The organism is Geobacillus sp. Manikaran-105, assembly GCF_002809955.1.
Lineage (GTDB): Bacteria > Bacillota > Bacilli > Bacillales > Anoxybacillaceae > Geobacillus > Geobacillus thermophilus.
The window spans coordinates 1-19,086 of the sequence record NZ_PIJG01000041.1; the positions used below are offsets into that span (position 1 = coordinate 1).

Here is a 19,086-nt window from a genome sequence, read left to right on the forward strand (position 1 = left end):
CCATCTCCGTTTTTGGTGTTAAGTAGAAAATCAGGAAGCAATTTGATCCGCAAACGGATGCCACCTCTCGTTTGTCCACAGGTCTTGGATGATCGAGCCAACCTCCCGTCCCTCCAAGGTCTGCATCCACCAAACCGCCCGTTCTGTTCTTGCGTTCCCCACAGGGCCGATGATCCCTCACCTTCTCACCGCCGCGTGATGCAAGCGGGAAAGATTCCGTAAAAATCGTCGGACATAAAACAAGATGACCTCCTTGGTGGGAAAAACAACCTGTTTGGTCTTCGCTCCTCGCCTTGGCGTTTCGAGCCACGTTTTGACCGCTTGCCAGATGACCGGCCGTGTATATTGAACATACGGGAGGAGAAAAGAAGGCAGCACACTCACGGTTTTACGGCACTCTTGACAGCGATATCGTGCGATCCAAAGGCGATACTCCCCCTCTGCCGTCAACGCATAGCGTTGGTCGTATCCGTGACGATGCAAGGGGCGGCGGGATGGACAGTGGGGGCATTGGTTCACGTCGGGAAAATCATCGTTCCCTTTCCCACGATCCGTATACGTTTGAATGTCAATGCCAAAGTCGTGAAACTGGATCACACTTCCTCCCCCTCTCCTTGAAACGAATGGAAATCTTCGTCCGAAACAATTCACAAAAAAATTAGCACATTCCTTCAGAAAAGGGGAGAGGGCTTTCTGAAAGAATGTGCAAAAAAAAAGGGCGTTTTGTGCTGAAATAAAATGATAATTTACACTTGCGTTTGGGCCAGCCCCAATTAGCATTATAACAGTTTGTATAGGTAATATTCATTTACAAATTCCCCATTCACTCTTAACGATTGAACCCTCTCGCCTTCTAATACGAACCCCATCTTCCTATATAAGTTAAACGCCTTATCGTTCCCTTTCATGACCGTAAGTCCTAATCTCAAAATTCCAACTTTCTTTGCCCACTCAAACGCTTTGTTGAATAGTTTAGTGGCAATGCCCTGTCCTTGATAGTCTTCAAGAACTCCCAAAACAACATTGGCAGAATGTCGATTTCGTTTTACATCACCTCCTATGACAGCAAGGAACCCGACAAGCTTGTTTTCCGTTTCAGCAACAAAGATCATTTTATTCGGCTCAGACAACATTCTTTCAATCGATTTGCTTTGTTGTTCAACCGTTGTTTGCCGTTCGCCAGGCTCAAATAACATAAAACCAGATTCATCAATTTTTTTGCACAACTCCAAGAAATGTTCCGCATCGCGAACTTCAATCGGTCTGATCATCATTTTTTCTTTCTCCCTTTATCATCCTTTATGCCGTCGCCGTACGGTGAAACACCTTCGCAAACTGCGTATACCGCTCCACTTGGCGGCGGTCGACGTCATAGCCGATGCCCGGGGCGTCCGGCACGCGGATCAAGCCGCCGTGCACCTCAACTTCCGGCGTGATGATATCCCGCTCCCAATAATGCGACGACGCGGCAGTGTCGCCGGGAAGGGTGAAGTTTTCCAACGTCGTGATCGCGATGTTGTGGGCGCGCCCGACGCCTGCCTCCAGCATCCCCCCGCACCAGACCGGCGCACCGCGCTCAGCGCAAAGATCGTGGATGCGCTTCGCCTCGCCAAGCCCGCCAACGCGCCCGATTTTGATGTTGATGATGCGGCAGCTGCCAAGGTCAAGCGCCTTGCGCGCATCGTCATAGGAACGAATGCTTTCATCAAGGCAAATCGGCGTCTGAAGAAGCGGCTGCAGCCGAGCGTGATCGACAAGATCGTCAGCGGCGAGCGGCTGCTCGATCATCATCAGCCCGAATTCATCGAGCGCTTTCAGCCGATCCGCATCGGCAAGCGTATACGCTGAATTGGCATCGGCCATAAGCGGCACGTCAGGAAACGCGCGCCGCACGTCGCGGATGACATCAACGTCCCATCCCGGCTTGATTTTCACCTTGATCCGCCGGTACCCTTGCACCACATACCGTTCCATCACCTGAAGCAGATCGGCAACCGTCGGCTGGATGCCGATGCTGACGCCGACTTCAATGTCCTTTTTCGTTCCTCCGAGAGCTTGAGAAAGCGGAACGCCGAGCCGCTTGGCGTACAAATCCCATACCGCCCCCTCAAGCGCCGCTTTCGCCATGTTGTTTTGGCGGATGGCGGCAAAGCGCTTTGACAGCTCCTCCGGGTGGTGGATCGGCTCAGCCAACGCAAGCGGCACAAGGAAATCCTCGAGCATATGCCAGTTCGTTTTCACCGTTTCCTCGCTGTACCACGGGGCGGAAAATGCGACCGATTCACCCCAGCCGGAAACGCCGTCGCGATCGACAACTTCCACTAAAATCAACTCTTTCCTTTGAAACGTGCCGAAGCTCGTCGTAAACGGCGCCTTCAACTCCATTTGCAAATGGCGCAATATGACGTACTCGATGTTGATCGTCATTCTTCTTCCCCTTTCTGCTGCCATCGTTCACTCCGCCGCTTCCATATGTAATAAAGCACTCCTTCCTCCAGGCAGCGCCAAGCGCCGGCGGCAATCCATCCTTCCGCAAGCAGCCGCTGAAACAAGGCGCGCGTCGCCAGCCGCCACTCAAGCGCCAGCGCGAAATCCTGCTCTTTCAGCTGCGGAAAGTCAAGCGGGATGGCTGTCAACAGCAACGGCGCCGCTGTTCCATCAATGTCTCTCGGCACCGGCTGCAACAGACCGTCAGCCCTTTGCCCTGCCTCGAGCACCGTCAGGCTTCTGGCCTTGAGAAGATCAGCTTTAGCCAAGCTCCGCTCCCCAGTCACTCGCTCATCAAGCCGCCATTCGACGATGAAGCGGTCAGACGGCAGTTGACCGTTCAACGCGTCATTCATTTCGCCGTAGCAGTTTTCCACATACTCGACGCCAACAGCCCCAAGCTTCGCCAAGTTCAAATAGCCGTTGCGGCTTTGCAGCGGATCATACGTCCAGCGGATGACTCGGTAGCCGCGCCGCCGCGCTTCTTCCGCCTGCTTCCTTTTCAGACGGCAGCCGATTCCTCGGTCGCGAAAGGAAGCATCAATCCCCATCATATGGGAACAAAGATACACTTCCCCGTTTCGAAACCCAGGGAAGCTATACACAAAGCCGACGAGTTTCCCGTCCATATACGCGCCGATCACAATGCCGCCGTTTTTTGCCGCCGTCAACGTTTGATGGAGCGGAACCGGCGCTGTTTTCCAAATCTCCTCCTCAAGCTTGGCCATCTCTTTCAACTGTTCGATCGTCTCAAGGATTTGCAGTGACAGAGACACGCTCGTTCTCCCCCTGCAGCGCAAACGTATTGATGACCGTTCGCGCCAAAATTTCCACACCGGAAAGCAAATCATCGCGCCGGAACGTCATGTTCGGGTGATGGAGCCCCGGACGCAAGTCACAGCCTAACCCGAGCATCGTTGTCTTCAGCTCCGGTTTTTGAAAGGAATAAAAATGGAAATCCTCTCCTCCCGATGTCACAACCGGCGGAACGCATTTTTCCGTCCCCAAGGCCGCGATAATCGCCTCCTCCATCAGCCGCACCGCATCTGGATCAGGATGAGCGGCGACGATGCGCGTCCGCTCAACAAGCTCAATATCAGCTCCGTAAATCGCAGCGACCCCGTTGATCACATGGCGCAGCCCCTCGACGAGCCGCTCCATCGCCTCGTTCGTTTGCGCCCGCAAATCAAGGGCGAATTCCGCGTAGTCCGGGATCGTGTTCGCATCTTTTTCACCGGCGTGAAACTTCGTCATTTTGATCGACGCTGGCACTTGGGGATCGACATGAATTTTGCCGAGCTCTTGCACAATGGCGCTGCCGACTTCAATGACATTGACGCCTAAATGCGGCCGCGCCGCGTGCGCCGCCACACCGCGGATCCGCCCTTCGATGCATTGCGCCGCCCCATGGATGATCGCCGGCGCCGCATATCCGCCTTTCACTTCTTGAATCGGCCGCAGGTGAACGCCGTATAAAAACGACACGCCGTCGACCGCTCCTTTTTCGATCAGCTTTAACGCCCCTGTTCCTTTCTCCTCGGCCGGCTGGAACAAAAACCGGAGCGTCCCCGGCGGCTCATAGCCGATGCGGCGAAGCAGCTTCGCCACCCCGAGCACGATCGTCATGTGGGCATCATGCCCGCACGCATGGTTCGGCTGCCAAACGCCGTTCACTTCTTGCCAAAGCGCATCCATATCGCTGCGCACCCCAACCGTAAACGGCCCGGCGCCGATTTCCGCCACCACACCCGGGCAATCGGCAAACGTCCGAACCCGATATCCTTCGCGCTCCAACTCTCGGCGGAGAAATTCAGTCGTTTGCCACTCTTCCCAGCTGATTTCTGGATGGCGGTGAAGGTGATCGAAAACCTCCCATAGCTCCGCTTTCATCTGCTCGATAATGTCTTTCATTCCGCTCTCCCCCACTGTTTCAAAATCGATAGAAAAAACATCGTTATATTCATTATAATATTCAGACAAACAAATACAACGATAGGCAAATGATTGGAAAAAACAGACACGTGCCATTACGGGCGGCGCTTTACCAGCTGGTTGACGACCTCAGAAAAAATGAGCCCCATCGCAATCGCCCCGGAAATCATGAACGCTTTTGCCGCCAACGGAATCGCTGCATTGTAGTCGTTCATGACGACATGACGCATCGCTTCAAATGCCGTCCCACCTGGAACGAGCGGGAGAATGCCAGGAACAATAAAAATGGTTGCCGGCGCCCGATAGCGCCGAGCAAACGCATTGCTTAAAAAGGCGACGAAAAACGCGGCTATAAACGTCGCAATCACACTGTCTACGCTCGAACGTACAGCAAACGTATAGGCCGCCCATCCGCTCATCCCGACAAATCCGCTATGCGGCAACAGCCGCGGCGGAACATTAAAAATCATGCCAAACAACGTTGACGCCACAAAGCTAAGCAGCAACTGCATAACAATCATGACCTGTGCTCCCTATCATCGAATAGATAAAACAAAGGCGATGCCAGTGCCGATCGCAAACGCCGTCAAAAACGCCTCGGCCCCGCGCGACAATCCGGCGATGAGATGGCCGGCCATTAAGTCACGCACCGCGTTCGTAATGGCCAGCCCCGGCACGAGCGGCAACACCGAGCCGATGATCATGTTCCCGACGTCCCCGCCAAATCCGGCCTGCACCATTAACAATACGAGCCCCCCGGCGACAAAAGAAGCAAAAAATTCCGCGAAAAACCGGATTTTCACAAACCGATGCACCATCTCAAAACACCAAAATGCCACCCCTCCGGAAAAAAGCGATGGGAAAAAGTGAACCATCCCTCCAATCAATGACGCAAAACAAGCACTCGCTAACGCTGCGGCGGCGGTTTGCTGCCAAAGAGGGTAACCCATCGGGGCGCGCCCGATATCCTCGAGCTCCTTTCGCGCCTTTTCAAGCGTCAATTCACCGCGGCTGATGCGCCGAGAAATATCGTTCACGACCGCCACTTTCGCTAAATCAGTCGAACGCTCGGAAATGCGGATCAATCTGGTTGAGTCTGTCCCTTCAACAGAAAAAATAATGGCCGTTGGTGTGACATAACCATGGGAGCGCGGCATGCCAAACGAAGCAGCGATGCGCGTCATTGTATCTTCCACCCGATACGTCTCTCCGCCGCTTTCAAGCATCAATTTTCCCGCTAATAAACAAACCTCAACAATATCATCCACCCGCTCCGTCATAACCGGTTTGCTCCTTTCGTTTTCGCTCGGCATGGCATTGGCCATCCCGTTTTCCTCTGCCGGGCGCTCATCGCAAAAACAAACTCCCACCAAACAAATTGGCAGGAGCCGCCTCGGATATCGTCTTTGTCAAACTTGTTTCCATTATAGCAAACAAGCGGTTGACTGCCAAACCGTGAAGGAACTCTCACCATTTCCCTTTCTTTCCTATTTTTCTGTTTCTTTCGCCTGATTTTTCGCTCTCACAGTCGAAAAATAGCGCACCGGCGGAAGACGAGACAGCGGTCTCCCGCTCCGAGATGATTTTCGAAATACGGACAAACCCCAACATACAGAGAATCGTGATCCCCCAACCAATGCCTTCGCGAATGACAATCGCACGGTCAAACGCTTCGACGTCGTAGCGAACGATCAAGTACGCCTTAATCGCCGCCAACAGCCCGTCGCGCAAAGCAAAACCAACAGTGATCCATTGAAAAAGTGAAAAGACATCACGTTCCAAAAACCGTCTTTTCATGACCGAGCGCGGAGCCCCCTGCATTTCCACAAAATCAAGAGAAAAATAAAGCAACAACGGGCGCTTGACAACGACCGTCACCAAAAAAAAGACAGACAAAACAATCGAGTACCAGACGTCATTCCATAACATCTGCAACGCAGAGCCAGCGAATATGTTCAACAGCGTACTAACGGCCAGATTAACAATCAAAAACGTGCCGAACCATTGCACTTTGCGAATACGCCAATAGCGATAAACGGTATAAACCGCTCCCGGCACGGTACAAATCAACATCGCCCCGTACTCCCCAACCGGGCTGCGCAATGCATGCCAGAGCACGATCGGAAACACCACATAGAATACGACATCAAACATGACCATCCGCTTCCCCACCACTTGTCTCCTCACTCCCCCTTTCTCTTTTCACATACGCCCTCATCATTCACCGAGTTCCGCGCCAATGACTCGCATCCTTTTAGCCTCAATCCAAGCCGACACCTCTCCCACCCCCACTTCCTCTCCATCAGCGTGAACGGGGACGGGAGCGGCGGGGCGAATGTGCACGTTCCGCCCGGCAAACACGGAAACTTCTTTCATTCGCACATGCCCACCCCAAAATACGGTTGAAAACAGCGCAAGAATTTTCCAACGCTGCATCAGCCCGACGACCGTCACATGAAGCAAGCCGTCATCACCCCGGGCGGACGGGGCGATGCGCATACCTCCGCCGTAGTACGGATGATTGGACACAGTCGCCATCCAAGCTTGCTGAAATGAATAGTTTCGCCCGTCAATGCAAATGTCAAGATCGACGGGTCGATAGCGGAATAGCTCTATCACTAAATAAAGCACGTAAATAAGCGAGCCAAGCCCAAAACGATTGAACCGCCCTTTCCATGCCGAACGGTTGGCCATGCGGGCGATATGGGCGTCAAAACCGCAGCCGACGCTGTTGGCAAACGCGCCGTCGGGCACGGATAATCCCTTTTCTTACCTATTGGCGGTTTGTTTCATTTTTCCTCTCGGCGAAATAAGAAAAATCCGAACCCGCAAACCGGATTCGGATCAGTCATCATTCCTCACCGATAATTTTCACTTCCAGCTCTAAATCAACTCCGAACTTCTCCTTTACGGTTTTGCGCACCATGTCGATCGTCGCGATGTAATCGGCAGCCGTCGCATTGTTTTTGTTAATGATGAATCCGGCGTGCTTCGTCGACACTTCCGCACCGCCGAATCCTTTTCCCTGAAGGCCGCTGTCTTGGATGAGCTTGCCGGCAAAATAGCCCGGCGGCCGCTTAAACACGCTGCCGACCGACGGATACTCAAGCGGCTGTTTCGATTCGCGCTGAAATGTTAAATCATCCATTTTCGCCTTGATTTGTGCATAGTCGCCCGGCTGCAGGGAAAAGACGACTTCAAGCACAATATCATGCGTCCGGCTGATGATGCTTGTTCGATAACCGAGCTCCAGTTCCTCGTTTGTCAATGTTTTCAACTCGCCGGCGAGCGTCGCCACCTTGACATGGTCAAGCACATCTTTCACTTCCCCGCCGTACGCTCCGGCGTTCATCATAATCGCCCCACCGACCGACCCCGGAATGCCGCAGGCAAACTCCAACCCGGTGAGATGTTGTTCGAGCGCGAACCGCGACACCGCTTTAATATCCGCCCCGCTTTGGGCGATCACGTTGTTTCCTTCACGCCAAATGCGGTTGAGATGCTTCAGCTGCATGACAATGCCGCGCAGCCCGCCGTCGCGGATGATGACGTTCGAACCGTTGCCGAGAAGGGTAAACGGCAGGCCGTACTCCTCTTTCAGCCGCAACACCTCGATGACTTGCTCGTACGTTTCCGGCCAGACCAGAAAATCAGCCTTGCCGCCGATCCGCACTAATGTATGGTTTTTCATCGGCTCATCGCGCAGGACGTTTCTTTCCCCACAAATCTCTACGAGTCTTTGATAAATATGTTCCGCACGTTTCATCGTTCTGTCTCACCTTCTTCGCTCATTCCATGCCGCTTGGCGGCATTCATTCCACATCGTTTCCATTATCGCCGGAATCGCGCCGCATATCAAGTGGGCAATGTTCCTTATTCTGTTTTATTCGGGACTGGGCGGAAAGGTGACGTTTTTGCCGGACGGAAAAAGCAATCTACAGGAAACGGAGCACCCTTCGCGTGCAGAAAAGTGGAGTGGTCTGTCCGCTGAAAAAACGGAACCGCGTTACGCGATTCCGTCTTGCTCATCAAGTTCTTCATGTTTGCGGTCGCGCACAGACCAGACAGCGGCCAGCGAAATAAGCGAGACTAATACAATATATAAGGCCACCGGCACATAAGAGTTCCCATACGCCGCCAGCAATGCCGTAGCGATGAGCGGTGCCGTTCCTCCCGCTAGTGCGGCGCCGATTTGGTAGCCAAGCGAAATACCCGTATATCGGACGTTAGATGGAAAAATTTCTGAAAACATTGTACCAAGCACAGCGTTGACACTCCGCACGCCTAAAGGCGTGGGATTCTTGGGTCGTTTGCGTCCTCATCCATTTCTGGTTCGGACAACGCAAAAGCTTCGGGGTGTGTCATCACCCCGTCCCATCGGGTTAGGATGTACCCCAATGGGCGGCGCACCTGTGACCAGTGCGCTAGGTTCGACGGCAAAGCCTGAAATCGCTTTGGCGATGTTGATGGCGCCATTCAAGTCGGCGTGGAGAGTGTATCCACACCTTTGGCATCGGAAGCGTTTCGTGTCGCGGTTCCACTTCAAATGTGACCGCAACAGCCAAGTACCATTTCTTTCTCCTTGCAACGATTACATGATATCGTTTTTTTTCATCATCATTCAATTATGAAGAAAACGGCTCGCTTTCATCCCCCCTCAAGGAGTGGGCTTTCTCGCTCGCTGATCTGTAATGCGGACGAGAGCAAAGAGGTTTACAATCATATACATATGGAAAAAATGGTAACAACCATTTCATGGGAGGGAGTCCATTGCACGACGCACACGACGCATTAGCAGAGGTCAGCGCCATTCTCGGCCGGTCGAAAGAGGCGCTCGGCCAGTTTCAAGCGATTTTAGAGCCGACAATTGAACAGGCGGCTGATGATCATGAACGGCTGTATTGGCATCATATTTACGAAGAAGAGGAGCACCGATTTGACCGTTTGGCCGCCCTGCTTCCAAAGTTGGAGGAGGCATTGGCGGACGAAGCGTTCTTATCGCGGGAAAACGGCGACTTTCTGCGCCTGTTGCAAGACATCAGCCTAGAAAAATTCGGCTTGCACAACTTTTTGGAGCATCTCGATTTGTCCCTCTTCCACTATAAAGGAACGGAACATGAACCGGCGATTGCGGCACTGCGCGACATGACCGCGGCGGACTACCAACAGATGAAAGCCGCTCTCGAAACGCTCAACCGCGCGCTCGATGCGCCATTGTCTTTCGACGCTTCAGTGCCGACGGACGAAAAAGAGCATCAAAAAGACCATTTGAAACTGGCTCAGTACGCTGTCCCTCCTTCCGACCCAGCACCTGTCCGCCCATCGATCGGAACGAGACGGCAACTGACAGTCGGCAGCTTAAAACACGGATAAGAAAGGAGAGGAAACATGGATAAAACGAAGCTGTATCCAGAAGCCCCGCTCACAGCAAGCCAATGGAGCGAGCTTGAGGAACTGGTCATTGAAACGGCGCGCCGCCAGCTCGTCGGACGTAGGTTTATCGATTTGTACGGTCCGCTTGGCGAAGGCGTCCAGTCGGTCGCCAACGATATTTATATGAACCCGGATCATGGGGACATGAGCTTCCACGGCAAAGAGCTGAGCCTTTCCGAGCCGACGCGGCGCGTGCATTTAACGATCCCGCTTTTGTATAAAGACTTTATTTTGTACTGGCGCGACATTGAGCAGGCAAAACAGCTTGGCAGCCCGATCGACTTTTCCACCGCTGCCAACGCCGCCCAGCAGTGCGCGCTGCTCGAGGACGATTTGATTTTCAACGGTTCGGCTGAATTTGATGTACCGGGCATTATGAACGTGAAAGGAAAAATCGCCCACATTCGCAGCGACTGGATGAAATCGGGCAACGCCTTCGCCGACGTCGTTGAAGCGCGCAACAAGCTGCTTCAGCTCGGCCATACCGGTCCATACGCACTCGTCCTGTCACCGGAGTTGTATGCGTTGATCCACCGCGTCCATGAAGGAACGCACGTGCTTGAAATTGAGCACATCCGCGAGCTGATGACCGCCGGCATTTACCAAACGCCAGTCATTAAAGGCAAACGCGGCGTCGTTATCGATGCCGGCCGACAAAACATCGATCTTGCTGTCGCTGTCGACGTGCAAACCTCGTTTTTAGATACGGAAAACATGAACTACTTGTTCCGTGTCTATGAATCGGTTGTGCCGCGCATTAAACGGCCGAGCGCCATCTGTACGCTTGAAGATCCAGCCGGAGCCTCGTAATTTCTCTTTTTAGGGAAAGAGGGGACACATTAGCGGGAGGCTGGCTAGACATGGGCCAAAGCGTCCGAAGGCGATTCAATAGCCACATCCGCTGCTTGCAACAATCGAAACGCCCAGCGGATTTACAAACCGCTGGGCGTCTTGCTAGTTGGCCATCAAGCCGTGCGGGCTGCTTGGTCTTGAACGTTCGAAACGAGCAGCGACAATTCCGGACTGAGCGCCTCAACACCGATGTCATCGATAATCATTTTCGCTTCCTGCCAAAAATGGACGGTATAGCTGCCTTGATAAATATCGAACAGCCGTTTTAAATAGCGCCGCTTGTTGTGAATGGCTTCCCGTTTATAAGCGACGTTGTTCAGCTCACGGATTTTTTTATGTTCGGGCGCGGAAATGACGCTAATGTCGTGGACGTTGACAACCATCCGCTCTCCTTGCTCGGTCACAAAGCCGACAGAGTAATATTGAGCGCCCAGCTGATCGATATGAACGATGCAGACGTTTCGGTATTCTTCGCCGGAGCGGAGACGGAGAAATGCAGCTTCGATGGCGCCGCCGATTTTTCGCTCGTTGGCCAAAATCGCTTTCATATCGCGCAGTCCGTTCATCGGAATGCCCATGGTGTCTCCCCCTTATCTCGCATCAAGATGGCGTTTTCCCAATTCCTTTTACTATTATCATAACAGCAATTTATTCAGGTGTAAATGAAATTCATTTTCAAATTATGGATGTAATTTAAAGGAGATATGAAAAAAAATGGAACAAACATTTACTGTAGGATCGCTGAAGCCTGCGACCCAATCATCGGCGCGCTCCGTTCCTAGTGTACAGCTAAAACCCAACGCTCCCCTTGCTGCACCGACAGCTGTCTTGCAAATCGAACAACAAGGAAAAACGTTCACCGTGCAGCCAGCCCCCGGCGTTTCGCTTCTTGACGCCGCCCTAGGACAAGGTGTTCTGCTCGATCACAAATGCAAAAAAGGAACGTGTGGCCGTTGCATGGTCACCGTTCTGGCCGGCGCTCACCTTCTCGCTCCGAAAACGCGGCGCGAGCGCGAAAAAACGGATCAACCAGCCAAACGGCTTGCCTGCCAAACACAAATCCAATAAGCCGAGCGCTATTTTAGCACGATCGGCTTATTTTTTCCCATGCAACCGCTCCCACCTACTTTCTCTCATTGCCTGACTCTTTACGCCATGGTATGATGGTGAGAAATACAAAAAACGGAGGGGATGCCTATGAGAACGGTCACCTTAACCGACGTCTTTGCCTATCCGATTGCGCAAAAATATTTAAAACGATCCGGCCTCGCCCACGCCATCACCGCGGCGTACCATGCCTACCACCTTGCCCTCCGCCACGGAGTGAACGTCGACTTGGCGACAAAAGCGGCACTGCTTCATGATATCGGCCATTACACATGGTACAAAAACGGCCGTTGGGACTACGAACAATACCGGCAAAACGACATCCATGCCATCAAAGGGGCCGAGCGCGCCCATAAGCTGCTGATCCGCCTTGGCGAACATCCGCAAAACGCTAAGGAAATTGCCCTGGCGATTTTGCTTCATACCGATTCCTACCTTCCAGAAGGAGAATGGAAACGAACGCCGCTCCAAGCCATCGTCAAATGGGCCGACGAAGCCGACGAGGAGCCCGGCGGCCGCCACCATTATCGAACGATCAGCGACGACTTAGCGTGGAAAAAAATCCGCCAGCTCGACGAACTCGTCAGCCGTCAGCACGGAAAAGAGCGACTCGGGGATATTGTTTGACCGCTTGCCTTGATGTCGCCATTCCCCTTGAACAGACGCGAAACATCGCCACGAACAATGTATGCTCTGAACGGAAGCAGCTCACCCTTGAATCAGGTGGGCTGCTCGCGCGCCAGCGACACAGAACGATACACACCATCGAATGCCCTCTTATATCCTCATCGTCCACTCACGCTTTAAGTTTGGCGTGTTGCTCAAGCCACTCTTTTCGTTCTGATGGGTACACGTACGTGTAACACGTGTACTTCTCGCCATCAGCATCTATGGCGGTCACGGTGATCCGTTCATAATGGTTAGGCTGTCCCGGGCCGTGATACCCTTCAAGCTGGTCAAGTATGGCAAGCGCCGTTTCCGGGTCGCCAAGCTGGTTATAGGCGATGGCGCTTGAACCCAGCTGAGCGAAACGTTGAAAAATCGCTTCCCCCCCTCTTCAGCCATACCTCGTCATTGTCGTGCTCCTCTTCCATGAGCCACTGATTCAATTGCTCGCGCAGCCGTTCGATTTCCTGTTTTTTCCCCACTTCTCCCGTCCCCTTTCGCATTCAAAAGCAAGTTTTTTCTCATTATACCAAGGTAAGGCGCCCAAGCCTACCGTCCGACAACAAGCCGCAACATCTCTTTATTGTATAATGCAGCGAGAATCCCTCCGTTAATCATGTTTTCCGTTAAAAACCCGCGTTGGACGATGCCCCAACGCGGGTTTCCTTACAGCTCATCAAACCCATTATCGACTTGTACTTTCGTATACTGGCGTGGTTTTTGCTCGAAGAAGTCTGATTTGCCAAGGTCAACTTCTTCATACGCTTTAATCCAGCGGAGCGGGTTCGTCCGGTAGCCGTCAAACGGGCGGTCAAATCCGAGCTGGTGGGCGCGGACGTTGGCGTAAAACTTAATGTACGCTTCCAAATCAGCCAAGTCGATGCCATCGATGTCATTCCCAATGATTTCCCGAGCCCATTCGATTTCCAGCTCTGCCGCTTTCATAAACGTGTTCCGGACGAAATCGGCAAGCTCCGGCGTCCGATACTCTGGGTATTCGTTCAACACTTCCTTGAAAATTTTTGTAAACAAATCAACATGAATGTGCTCGTCGCGGTTGATGTAATTGATCATCGTGCTCGTCGCCACCATTTTTTGCTGGCGCGCGAGGTTGTAGAAAAAGGCGAACCCCGAGTAGAAAAACAATCCTTCTAAAATAACGTCAAAGACGATCGACCGCAGCAAGTTCTCCACATTCGGCTCTTCGGCAAACGCCTTGTAGCCGTTCGTCACAAAATCGTTCCGCTTGCGCAGCGTCGGTTCGTTCCGCCAAAAGTCGAATACTTCATCTTGCTTCGCTTTCGGCACAAGGCTCGAGAGCACGTACGAATACGAATGGTTGTGAATGACTTCCTGCTGGGCGAGCATGATCATGAGCGCATTGATGCTCGGGTCCGTAATGTAATCAGCGACACGTCCGGCGTAGTCGGTTTGGATGCTGTCAAGCAGCGCTAAAAGACCGATGATTTTCAAAAACGCCTCCTGTTCGCGGGCGGTCAGCTGCGGAAACTGCTTCACATCTTGCGCCATATTGATTTCAAACGGCGTCCAAAAGTTGGCGAGCATTCGCTTATATTTCGCATACGCCCATGGGTAGGCAATATCGTCCCAGTTCAACACATTCGAGCAGCGGCCGTTGATGATGCCCGTCGAACGGTTCGGCGCCTCCGGATCCATAATCGGTCGTTTGACTAAGCCGATCGTCATCGTCCATTCCTTCCTTTCGTTTTCTAGTATCGTGTGCGCGGCCAACCGCGGACGCCCCTCCCGCACAAGGAAGGGAAAGCCCGACCAAAGGCGTTTGTTGCGCCCCACGGTCAGCTCGCACAAGAATCGCACTCGTCGATCGTCCCCGATGTCGAACGCACGTAATACGTCGTTTTCAACCCCGACTTCCACGCCGTCAAATGCAAATCGAGCAGCTCTTTTGCCTTAATCGTGTTCATGACGTAGAAGTTAAAGGAGATGGCTTGGTCGATATGGCGCTGGCGGGCGGCGTTTTGCTTGATGCTCCAACGTTGGTCGATATGGTACGCCGATTTGTAATACCATGTCGTCTGTTCGTTTAAATCCGGCACCGTAACGGGAATCTTATAATCTTTCTTTTCCTCGGCGTATACTTTTAAGAAAATGGGATCAATGCTCGCCGTGCTGCCAGCGATGATCGACGTCGATGCGTTCGGGGCGATGGACATGATATAGCCGTTGCGCATCCCGTAGCGGGCCACATCTTGCTTCAGCCGATCCCAATCGAGTTCACCGTGGCTTTGGTAGCCGCGCCGCTCAAAATAAGCGCCCGTCTGCCAATCCGACCCCGGAAACGCCGGGTAGCTCCCTTTCTCTTTGGCGAGCTCCATGCTCGCTTGAATCGCCAAATACGCGATCGTTTCATACAGCTCGTCGGCATAGCGGACCGCTTCGTCCGACTCCCAGCGAATGCCTTTTAACGCCAACAAATGATGCCAGCCAAAGGTTCCAAGCCCGACAGCGCGGTATTTTTGATTCGTCAGGCCGGCTTGCAGCACAGGGATATTGTTTAAATCAATGACATTATCGAGCATCCGCATTTGAATCGGGATCAGCCGCGCCAAAACGCCGTCGGTCACCGCCCGCGCCAAGTTGATCGACGATAAGTTGCAGACGACAAAATCGCCTGGGATTTTCTCAATGATGATCGTCCCGTCTTTCACATATTGCCGCTTCGTCACTGTCGGGCTTTGGTTTTGCGCGATTTCCGTGCAAAGGTTGCTGCAGTAGATCATCCCGAGATGGCGATTCGGGTTTTGCCGGTTCACTTCATCGCGGTAAAACATAAACGGCGTCCCCGACTCGAGCTGGCTGCGCATAATGCTTTTCATCACGTCGATCGCCGGCACTTTTTCTTTCGACAGTCTTGGTTCGTTGACACATTGCCAGTATTTCTCCCGAAAGCTGCCGCACCCTTTTTCCTCATCATAAAAATCTTCCAAGCTAAACCCCATCACCTTCCGCACTTCATGCGGATCAAACAAATACCAGTCGCCGCGCTGTTCGACTTGCTCCATGAACAAATCAGGGATGCAAACGCCGGTGAACAAATCATGCGTCCGCAGCCGTTCGTCACCGTTGTTGAGCCGCGCATCGAGAAACGCAAAAATGTCTTTATGCCATACATCCAAATAGACGGAAATGGCCCCTTTTCGCTGTCCTAACTGATCGACGCTCACCGCTGTATTGTTCAACTGCTTCATCCACGGGATGACGCCGGAGGAGACCCCTTTGAATCCTTTGATGTCGCTGCCGCGCGAACGGATTTTGCCTAAATAGACGCCGATGCCGCCGCCCGATTTCGACAAATTGGCGATGTCGGTGTTGCTGTCATAAATCCCTTGCAAGCTGTCATCGACCGTGTCGACAAAGCAGCTCGACAGCTGGCCGTATGACTTTCCGGCATTGGCAAGCGTCGGCGTCGCCACGGTCATGTATAAGTTGCTTAACGCCCAATACGCTTCCTTCACGAGCTCAAGGCGCCGCTTGGGTGGTTCATTCACCATTAGCGTCATGGCGATGACCAAAAACCGCTCCTGCGGCAATTCATACAGCCGCCGCTCATAATCGCGGGCCAAATACCGATCAGCGAGCGTGCGCAGCCCAATGTACGTAAACAGCTTGTCCTTCTCCGGATCAAGAAACGCGCCGATGGCGTCGACTTCTTCTTTCGTATAACGCTCAAGCAAGAACGGGCTGTACACCCCTTGTTCCGTCAGCGCAACAAGCAGCGAGTAGAAATCGCCATACCGCTCGCGCTCGTCATACCCGCGCTGCCGTGCCGCCTCGCGGTACAGTTGCTGCAAATACAGCCGGGCGCACACAAATGTCCAGTCCGGCTCATCTTCATCAATGTAAGAAAGTCCTTCCAAAATAGCCGTTTGGTGCAGCTGTTCTACCGTGACGGACTCCTTTCGACTGAGAAGCTGCCAAACACGCTCGACGTATTCATCAAGCGACAGACGGCCGAATCCAGCGGCGGCTTGCCCAATCAGCGACGCAAACTCTTCACGTGAAAAAGAAACCGGCTTCCCTTGGTCATCGATGATGATCATTTTCGTCAATGCGGTCATTCGTTTCCCCACTCCTTCAATAAAAAATCCGCTCGGGCAGGCGAGCGGATGAAACGACAGACGGAAAAAAGGCATACGAAACCCTTTTTCTTTTCCCCTATCGTTTCATCTTCTCACACCCCGAAGAACATGAAACGTTCCAAGCAAGGCAGGTCTCCTGACTCGTGCATCGTCCTACTTTGGGGCCTTCCCAGCGGCGCGCCGAATGGCTCTTGCCACCAGTGGCCATCCCATTTCGTCCGCACATACAGTTGCGGGGGCAGTTCCGGATTCACACCGGATTCCCTATTAAGTCCTGATGGACACCATTGCTTGGCAGAACGATATGTAGTTGTACAACAAGACTTCAAAACCAATATATAGTATTTAGCATCCTGATGGAACAAGCATATACCAAAACCGGGAAAATTGCAAGAGCAGTTGAATGGAATTTTCCTTTCTCTGCTACGCCTCCAAAACAGACGCTGGCCGCTTCTCGTTTTGTACGGATTGAGCAAAATCGTACTTCTTTTCCACATAGACTTGATGCCAAACCATAAACGCCAAGACCGTCCACAGCTTGCGGCTATGATCCGCCTTGTGGCGGGCATGTTCATCCAGCAGCCGATAGAGCACGTCCTTATGGAACAGATGATCAGTTTCGCTTTCGTTGATGAGCTGTCTCGCCCAGTCATACATTTCGTTTTTCAGCCAGTGGCGAATCGGCACGGGGAACCCTAATTTTTTCCGGTTTAACACATGATCCGGCACGATGCCTTCGGCGGCTTTACGTAAAATATATTTCGTCGTACCGTTGGCTATCTTCATATCAGGGGCGATTTGCCTAGCAACCTCAAATACCTTTTTGTCTAAAAAGGGAACGCGCAGCTCAAGCGAATGGGCCATCGTCATTTTGTCCGCTTTGACTAAAATATCGCCCCTTAGCCATGTATGAAGATCAATATACTGCATCCGGTTGACGGGCGGGTCATGAAGCGTTTCGCGGTAAAACGGAGCCGTCACCGCCGTATATTCGCACCCTCCTCGGTACGTTTTGAGCAGCGCCGCTTTTTCCTTTTCGCTATAGATTTTCGCATTGCCGACATACCGCTCTTCAAGCGGCGTCGTGCCGCGCTCCAAAAAGCTTTTTCCTTTCATCCCGTCCGGAAGCAGCTTCGCGATCATCCGCAACACCGCTTTTACGATGTTTGGCATACGCACAAACAGCCGCAGCGACTCTGGTTCGCGGTAAATGTTGTAACCGCCGAACAGCTCGTCCGCCCCTTCGCCAGAAAGCACAACCGTGACATGCTTTCTCGCCTCACGAGCGACAAAATAAAGCGGCACCGCCGCAGGATCGGCAAGCGGATCGTCCATATGCCACATAATTTTCGGCAGCTCTTCCATATACTCCTGCGGCGAAATGACATAGCTGATATTGTCCACCCCAAGCTTCTCCGCCGTTTCTTTTGCGACATCGATTTCACTGAACCCTTCCCGCTCAAACCCGACGGAAAAGGTCTTCAGGTGCGGATGGAATTGTTTCGCGATGGCGACGATGAACGATGAATCAATGCCTCCCGACAAAAACGCACCGACCGGCACATCGCTGCGCATATGGACGCTGACCGAATCAAACAGCGCATCGCGGATTTGCTTGACAAGCTCCTCTTCCGATTGGCGAATGGGGTCGAAGGATACCTTCCAATAACGATGAATCGTGAGCGGTTTTCCGACTTGTTTCTTGAGATAATGCCCCGGCTCCAGCTTGTAAATGCCGGCCGACATCGTCAGCGGCTCAGGGACATATTGGAATGTTAAATAATGCTGCAGGGAATCGCCGTTTAGCGACTCCTGTCCCAGAGCGAGCAAGATGCTTTTCTTTTCCGAAGCGAAAAACGTGCGGTCTCCTTGCTCCGCATAAAAAAACGGCTTAATGCCGAACGGATCGCGCGCCGCAAACACCGTTTTCTCTTGCTTGTCCCAAATGACAAACGCAAACATCCCGCGCAGCTTTTCGACCGCTTTTTCTTTTTCCGCGCTGTAAAGGGCAACAATCACCTCGGTATCCGAATGCGTCGCAAACGAATATCCTTTCGCCGCCAGCTCTTCCCGCAATTCAAGATAGTTGTAAATTTCCCCGTTAAAAATGATCCAATATCGATCGTTTTCATAAGACAGCGGCTGATGCCCCGCCTCCAGATCGATGATGCTCAAACGCCGAAAACCAAAACTCACGTAGTCATCAAAAAAATACCCCTCATCGTCGGGGCCGCGATGGGTAATCAGGCGGTTCATCTCCATCAACGTTGTTTTCCATGTTTGCTCAATCGCTCTCGGGCGATCATGAATACAGCCAATAAAACCGCACATGGCGATGATTGTCCCCCCACTTTGCTAAGAAGAATCCAAAAACTACACGAAAAACCTTTTTGTTTAAAACTAAAATGATGGATACAAAGATACTTTCATTCTATCGTACACAACGTCAAGTTTCAAAAACAATCTGTTTCCATTTTTTCAGGAACAC

At 52.5% G+C, this 19,086-nt stretch carries 19 protein-coding genes, 3 pseudogenes and 1 riboswitch; of the genes and pseudogenes, 4 read left to right on the top strand and 18 right to left on the bottom strand.

The window, feature by feature from the left end:
• Window positions 1–30: 30 nt before the first annotated feature.
• The 12 genes and pseudogenes from CV945_RS17560 to CV945_RS12290 all read right to left on the bottom strand — a co-directional run.
• Window positions 31–597, bottom strand: a pseudogene (locus CV945_RS17560) (DUF6431 domain-containing protein).
• Window positions 598–779: 182 nt separating this feature from the next.
• Entirely contained in the window at window positions 780–1,274 is a 495-nt protein-coding gene (locus CV945_RS12240) for a GNAT family N-acetyltransferase (protein ID WP_094239770.1), read from the bottom strand.
• 25 nt (window positions 1,275–1,299) lie between these two features.
• Window positions 1,300–2,427, bottom strand: coding sequence for an o-succinylbenzoate synthase (gene menC / locus CV945_RS12245; protein WP_100659871.1), 1,128 nt, complete (start codon window positions 2,425–2,427; stop codon window positions 1,300–1,302).
• Window positions 2,424–3,263 carry a GNAT family N-acetyltransferase gene (locus CV945_RS12250; RefSeq protein ID WP_100659872.1) on the bottom strand — a complete coding sequence of 280 codons (840 nt, stop codon included), beginning with the start codon at window positions 3,261–3,263 and terminating at the stop codon, window positions 2,424–2,426. The genes menC and CV945_RS12250 overlap by 4 nt, the downstream gene beginning before the upstream one ends.
• Window positions 3,238–4,398, bottom strand: a complete 1,161-nt coding sequence (locus tag CV945_RS12255) for a M20 peptidase aminoacylase family protein (protein ID WP_100659873.1) — start codon at window positions 4,396–4,398, stop codon at window positions 3,238–3,240. Before CV945_RS12255 ends, CV945_RS12250 begins: the two co-directional genes overlap by 26 nt.
• A gap of 116 nt (window positions 4,399–4,514) precedes the next feature.
• Window positions 4,515–4,940: a threonine/serine exporter family protein gene (locus CV945_RS12260; protein WP_020754483.1), complete on the bottom strand. Its 426-nt coding sequence runs from the start codon at window positions 4,938–4,940 to the stop codon at window positions 4,515–4,517.
• A 15-nt stretch (window positions 4,941–4,955) separates the two neighbouring features.
• Window positions 4,956–5,699, bottom strand: a complete 744-nt coding sequence (locus CV945_RS12265; protein ID WP_033005157.1) for a threonine/serine exporter family protein — start codon at window positions 5,697–5,699, stop codon at window positions 4,956–4,958.
• A gap of 187 nt (window positions 5,700–5,886) precedes the next feature.
• Window positions 5,887–6,591, bottom strand: coding sequence for a VC0807 family protein (locus CV945_RS12270; protein WP_232722136.1), 705 nt, complete (start codon window positions 6,589–6,591; stop codon window positions 5,887–5,889).
• 45 nt (window positions 6,592–6,636) lie between these two features.
• A complete protein-coding gene (locus CV945_RS12275) occupies window positions 6,637–7,173 on the bottom strand; it encodes a diacylglycerol/lipid kinase family protein (RefSeq protein ID WP_232722137.1) in 537 nt (178 codons plus the stop codon).
• Window positions 7,174–7,270: 97 nt separating this feature from the next.
• The gene (gene murB, locus CV945_RS12280) at window positions 7,271–8,185 is read right to left on the bottom strand and encodes a UDP-N-acetylmuramate dehydrogenase (RefSeq protein WP_015374224.1); all 915 of its coding nucleotides are present in this window, start codon (window positions 8,183–8,185) and stop codon (window positions 7,271–7,273) included.
• Between the two features lie 240 nt (window positions 8,186–8,425).
• Window positions 8,426–8,692: pseudogene (locus tag CV945_RS12285) on the bottom strand (MFS transporter); the annotation flags it as partial.
• Window positions 8,646–8,962, bottom strand: a pseudogene (locus CV945_RS12290) (zinc ribbon domain-containing protein); the annotation flags it as partial. The pseudogenes CV945_RS12285 and CV945_RS12290, both read right to left, overlap by 47 nt.
• Before the next feature lie 227 nt (window positions 8,963–9,189).
• On the opposite strand from CV945_RS12290, the gene CV945_RS12295 reads away from it, so the two are divergent.
• Entirely contained in the window at window positions 9,190–9,792 is a 603-nt protein-coding gene (locus CV945_RS12295; protein WP_232722141.1) for an IMEF encapsulin system ferritin-like cargo protein, read from the top strand.
• 15 nt (window positions 9,793–9,807) lie between these two features.
• Window positions 9,808–10,662, top strand: a complete 855-nt coding sequence (locus CV945_RS12300) for a family 1 encapsulin nanocompartment shell protein (protein WP_100659874.1) — start codon at window positions 9,808–9,810, stop codon at window positions 10,660–10,662.
• 155 nt (window positions 10,663–10,817) lie between these two features.
• On the opposite strand, the gene CV945_RS12305 is transcribed toward CV945_RS12300, so the two are convergent.
• Window positions 10,818–11,282, bottom strand: a complete 465-nt coding sequence (locus CV945_RS12305) for a hypothetical protein (RefSeq protein WP_094239764.1) — start codon at window positions 11,280–11,282, stop codon at window positions 10,818–10,820.
• Window positions 11,283–11,418: 136 nt separating this feature from the next.
• Here CV945_RS12305 and CV945_RS12310 point away from each other — a divergent pair, with 136 nt between their 5' ends.
• Entirely contained in the window at window positions 11,419–11,772 is a 354-nt protein-coding gene (locus tag CV945_RS12310; protein ID WP_100659875.1) for a 2Fe-2S iron-sulfur cluster-binding protein, read from the top strand.
• A 129-nt stretch (window positions 11,773–11,901) separates the two neighbouring features.
• Window positions 11,902–12,438 carry an HD domain-containing protein gene (locus CV945_RS12315; RefSeq protein WP_100659876.1) on the top strand — a complete coding sequence of 179 codons (537 nt, stop codon included), beginning with the start codon at window positions 11,902–11,904 and terminating at the stop codon, window positions 12,436–12,438.
• A gap of 169 nt (window positions 12,439–12,607) precedes the next feature.
• Here CV945_RS12315 and CV945_RS17565 read toward each other — a convergent pair whose 3' ends face one another.
• The 5 genes from CV945_RS17565 to asnB all read right to left on the bottom strand — a co-directional run bounded on the left by CV945_RS17565 (window position 12,608) and on the right by asnB (window position 18,929).
• Window positions 12,608–12,853, bottom strand: coding sequence for a gamma-glutamylcyclotransferase family protein (locus CV945_RS17565; protein WP_310794013.1), 246 nt, complete (start codon window positions 12,851–12,853; stop codon window positions 12,608–12,610).
• Window positions 12,807–12,959 carry a hypothetical protein gene (locus CV945_RS17570; protein ID WP_231926000.1) on the bottom strand — a complete coding sequence of 51 codons (153 nt, stop codon included), beginning with the start codon at window positions 12,957–12,959 and terminating at the stop codon, window positions 12,807–12,809. Before CV945_RS17570 ends, CV945_RS17565 begins: the two co-directional genes overlap by 47 nt.
• A gap of 184 nt (window positions 12,960–13,143) precedes the next feature.
• Window positions 13,144–14,184, bottom strand: a complete 1,041-nt coding sequence (locus CV945_RS12325; RefSeq protein ID WP_100659877.1) for a ribonucleotide-diphosphate reductase subunit beta — start codon at window positions 14,182–14,184, stop codon at window positions 13,144–13,146.
• 110 nt (window positions 14,185–14,294) lie between these two features.
• Window positions 14,295–16,652 carry a ribonucleoside-diphosphate reductase subunit alpha gene (locus CV945_RS12330; RefSeq protein ID WP_100659878.1) on the bottom strand — a complete coding sequence of 786 codons (2,358 nt, stop codon included), beginning with the start codon at window positions 16,650–16,652 and terminating at the stop codon, window positions 14,295–14,297.
• Window positions 16,653–16,707: 55 nt separating this feature from the next.
• A riboswitch (cobalamin riboswitch) is annotated at window positions 16,708–16,903 on the bottom strand.
• A 118-nt stretch (window positions 16,904–17,021) separates the two neighbouring features.
• On the bottom strand, window positions 17,022–18,929 hold the full coding sequence (asnB, locus tag CV945_RS12335) for an asparagine synthase (glutamine-hydrolyzing) (RefSeq protein ID WP_100659879.1): 1,908 nt from the start codon (window positions 18,927–18,929) through the stop codon (window positions 17,022–17,024).
• Between the last annotated feature and the right edge of the window lie 157 nt (window positions 18,930–19,086).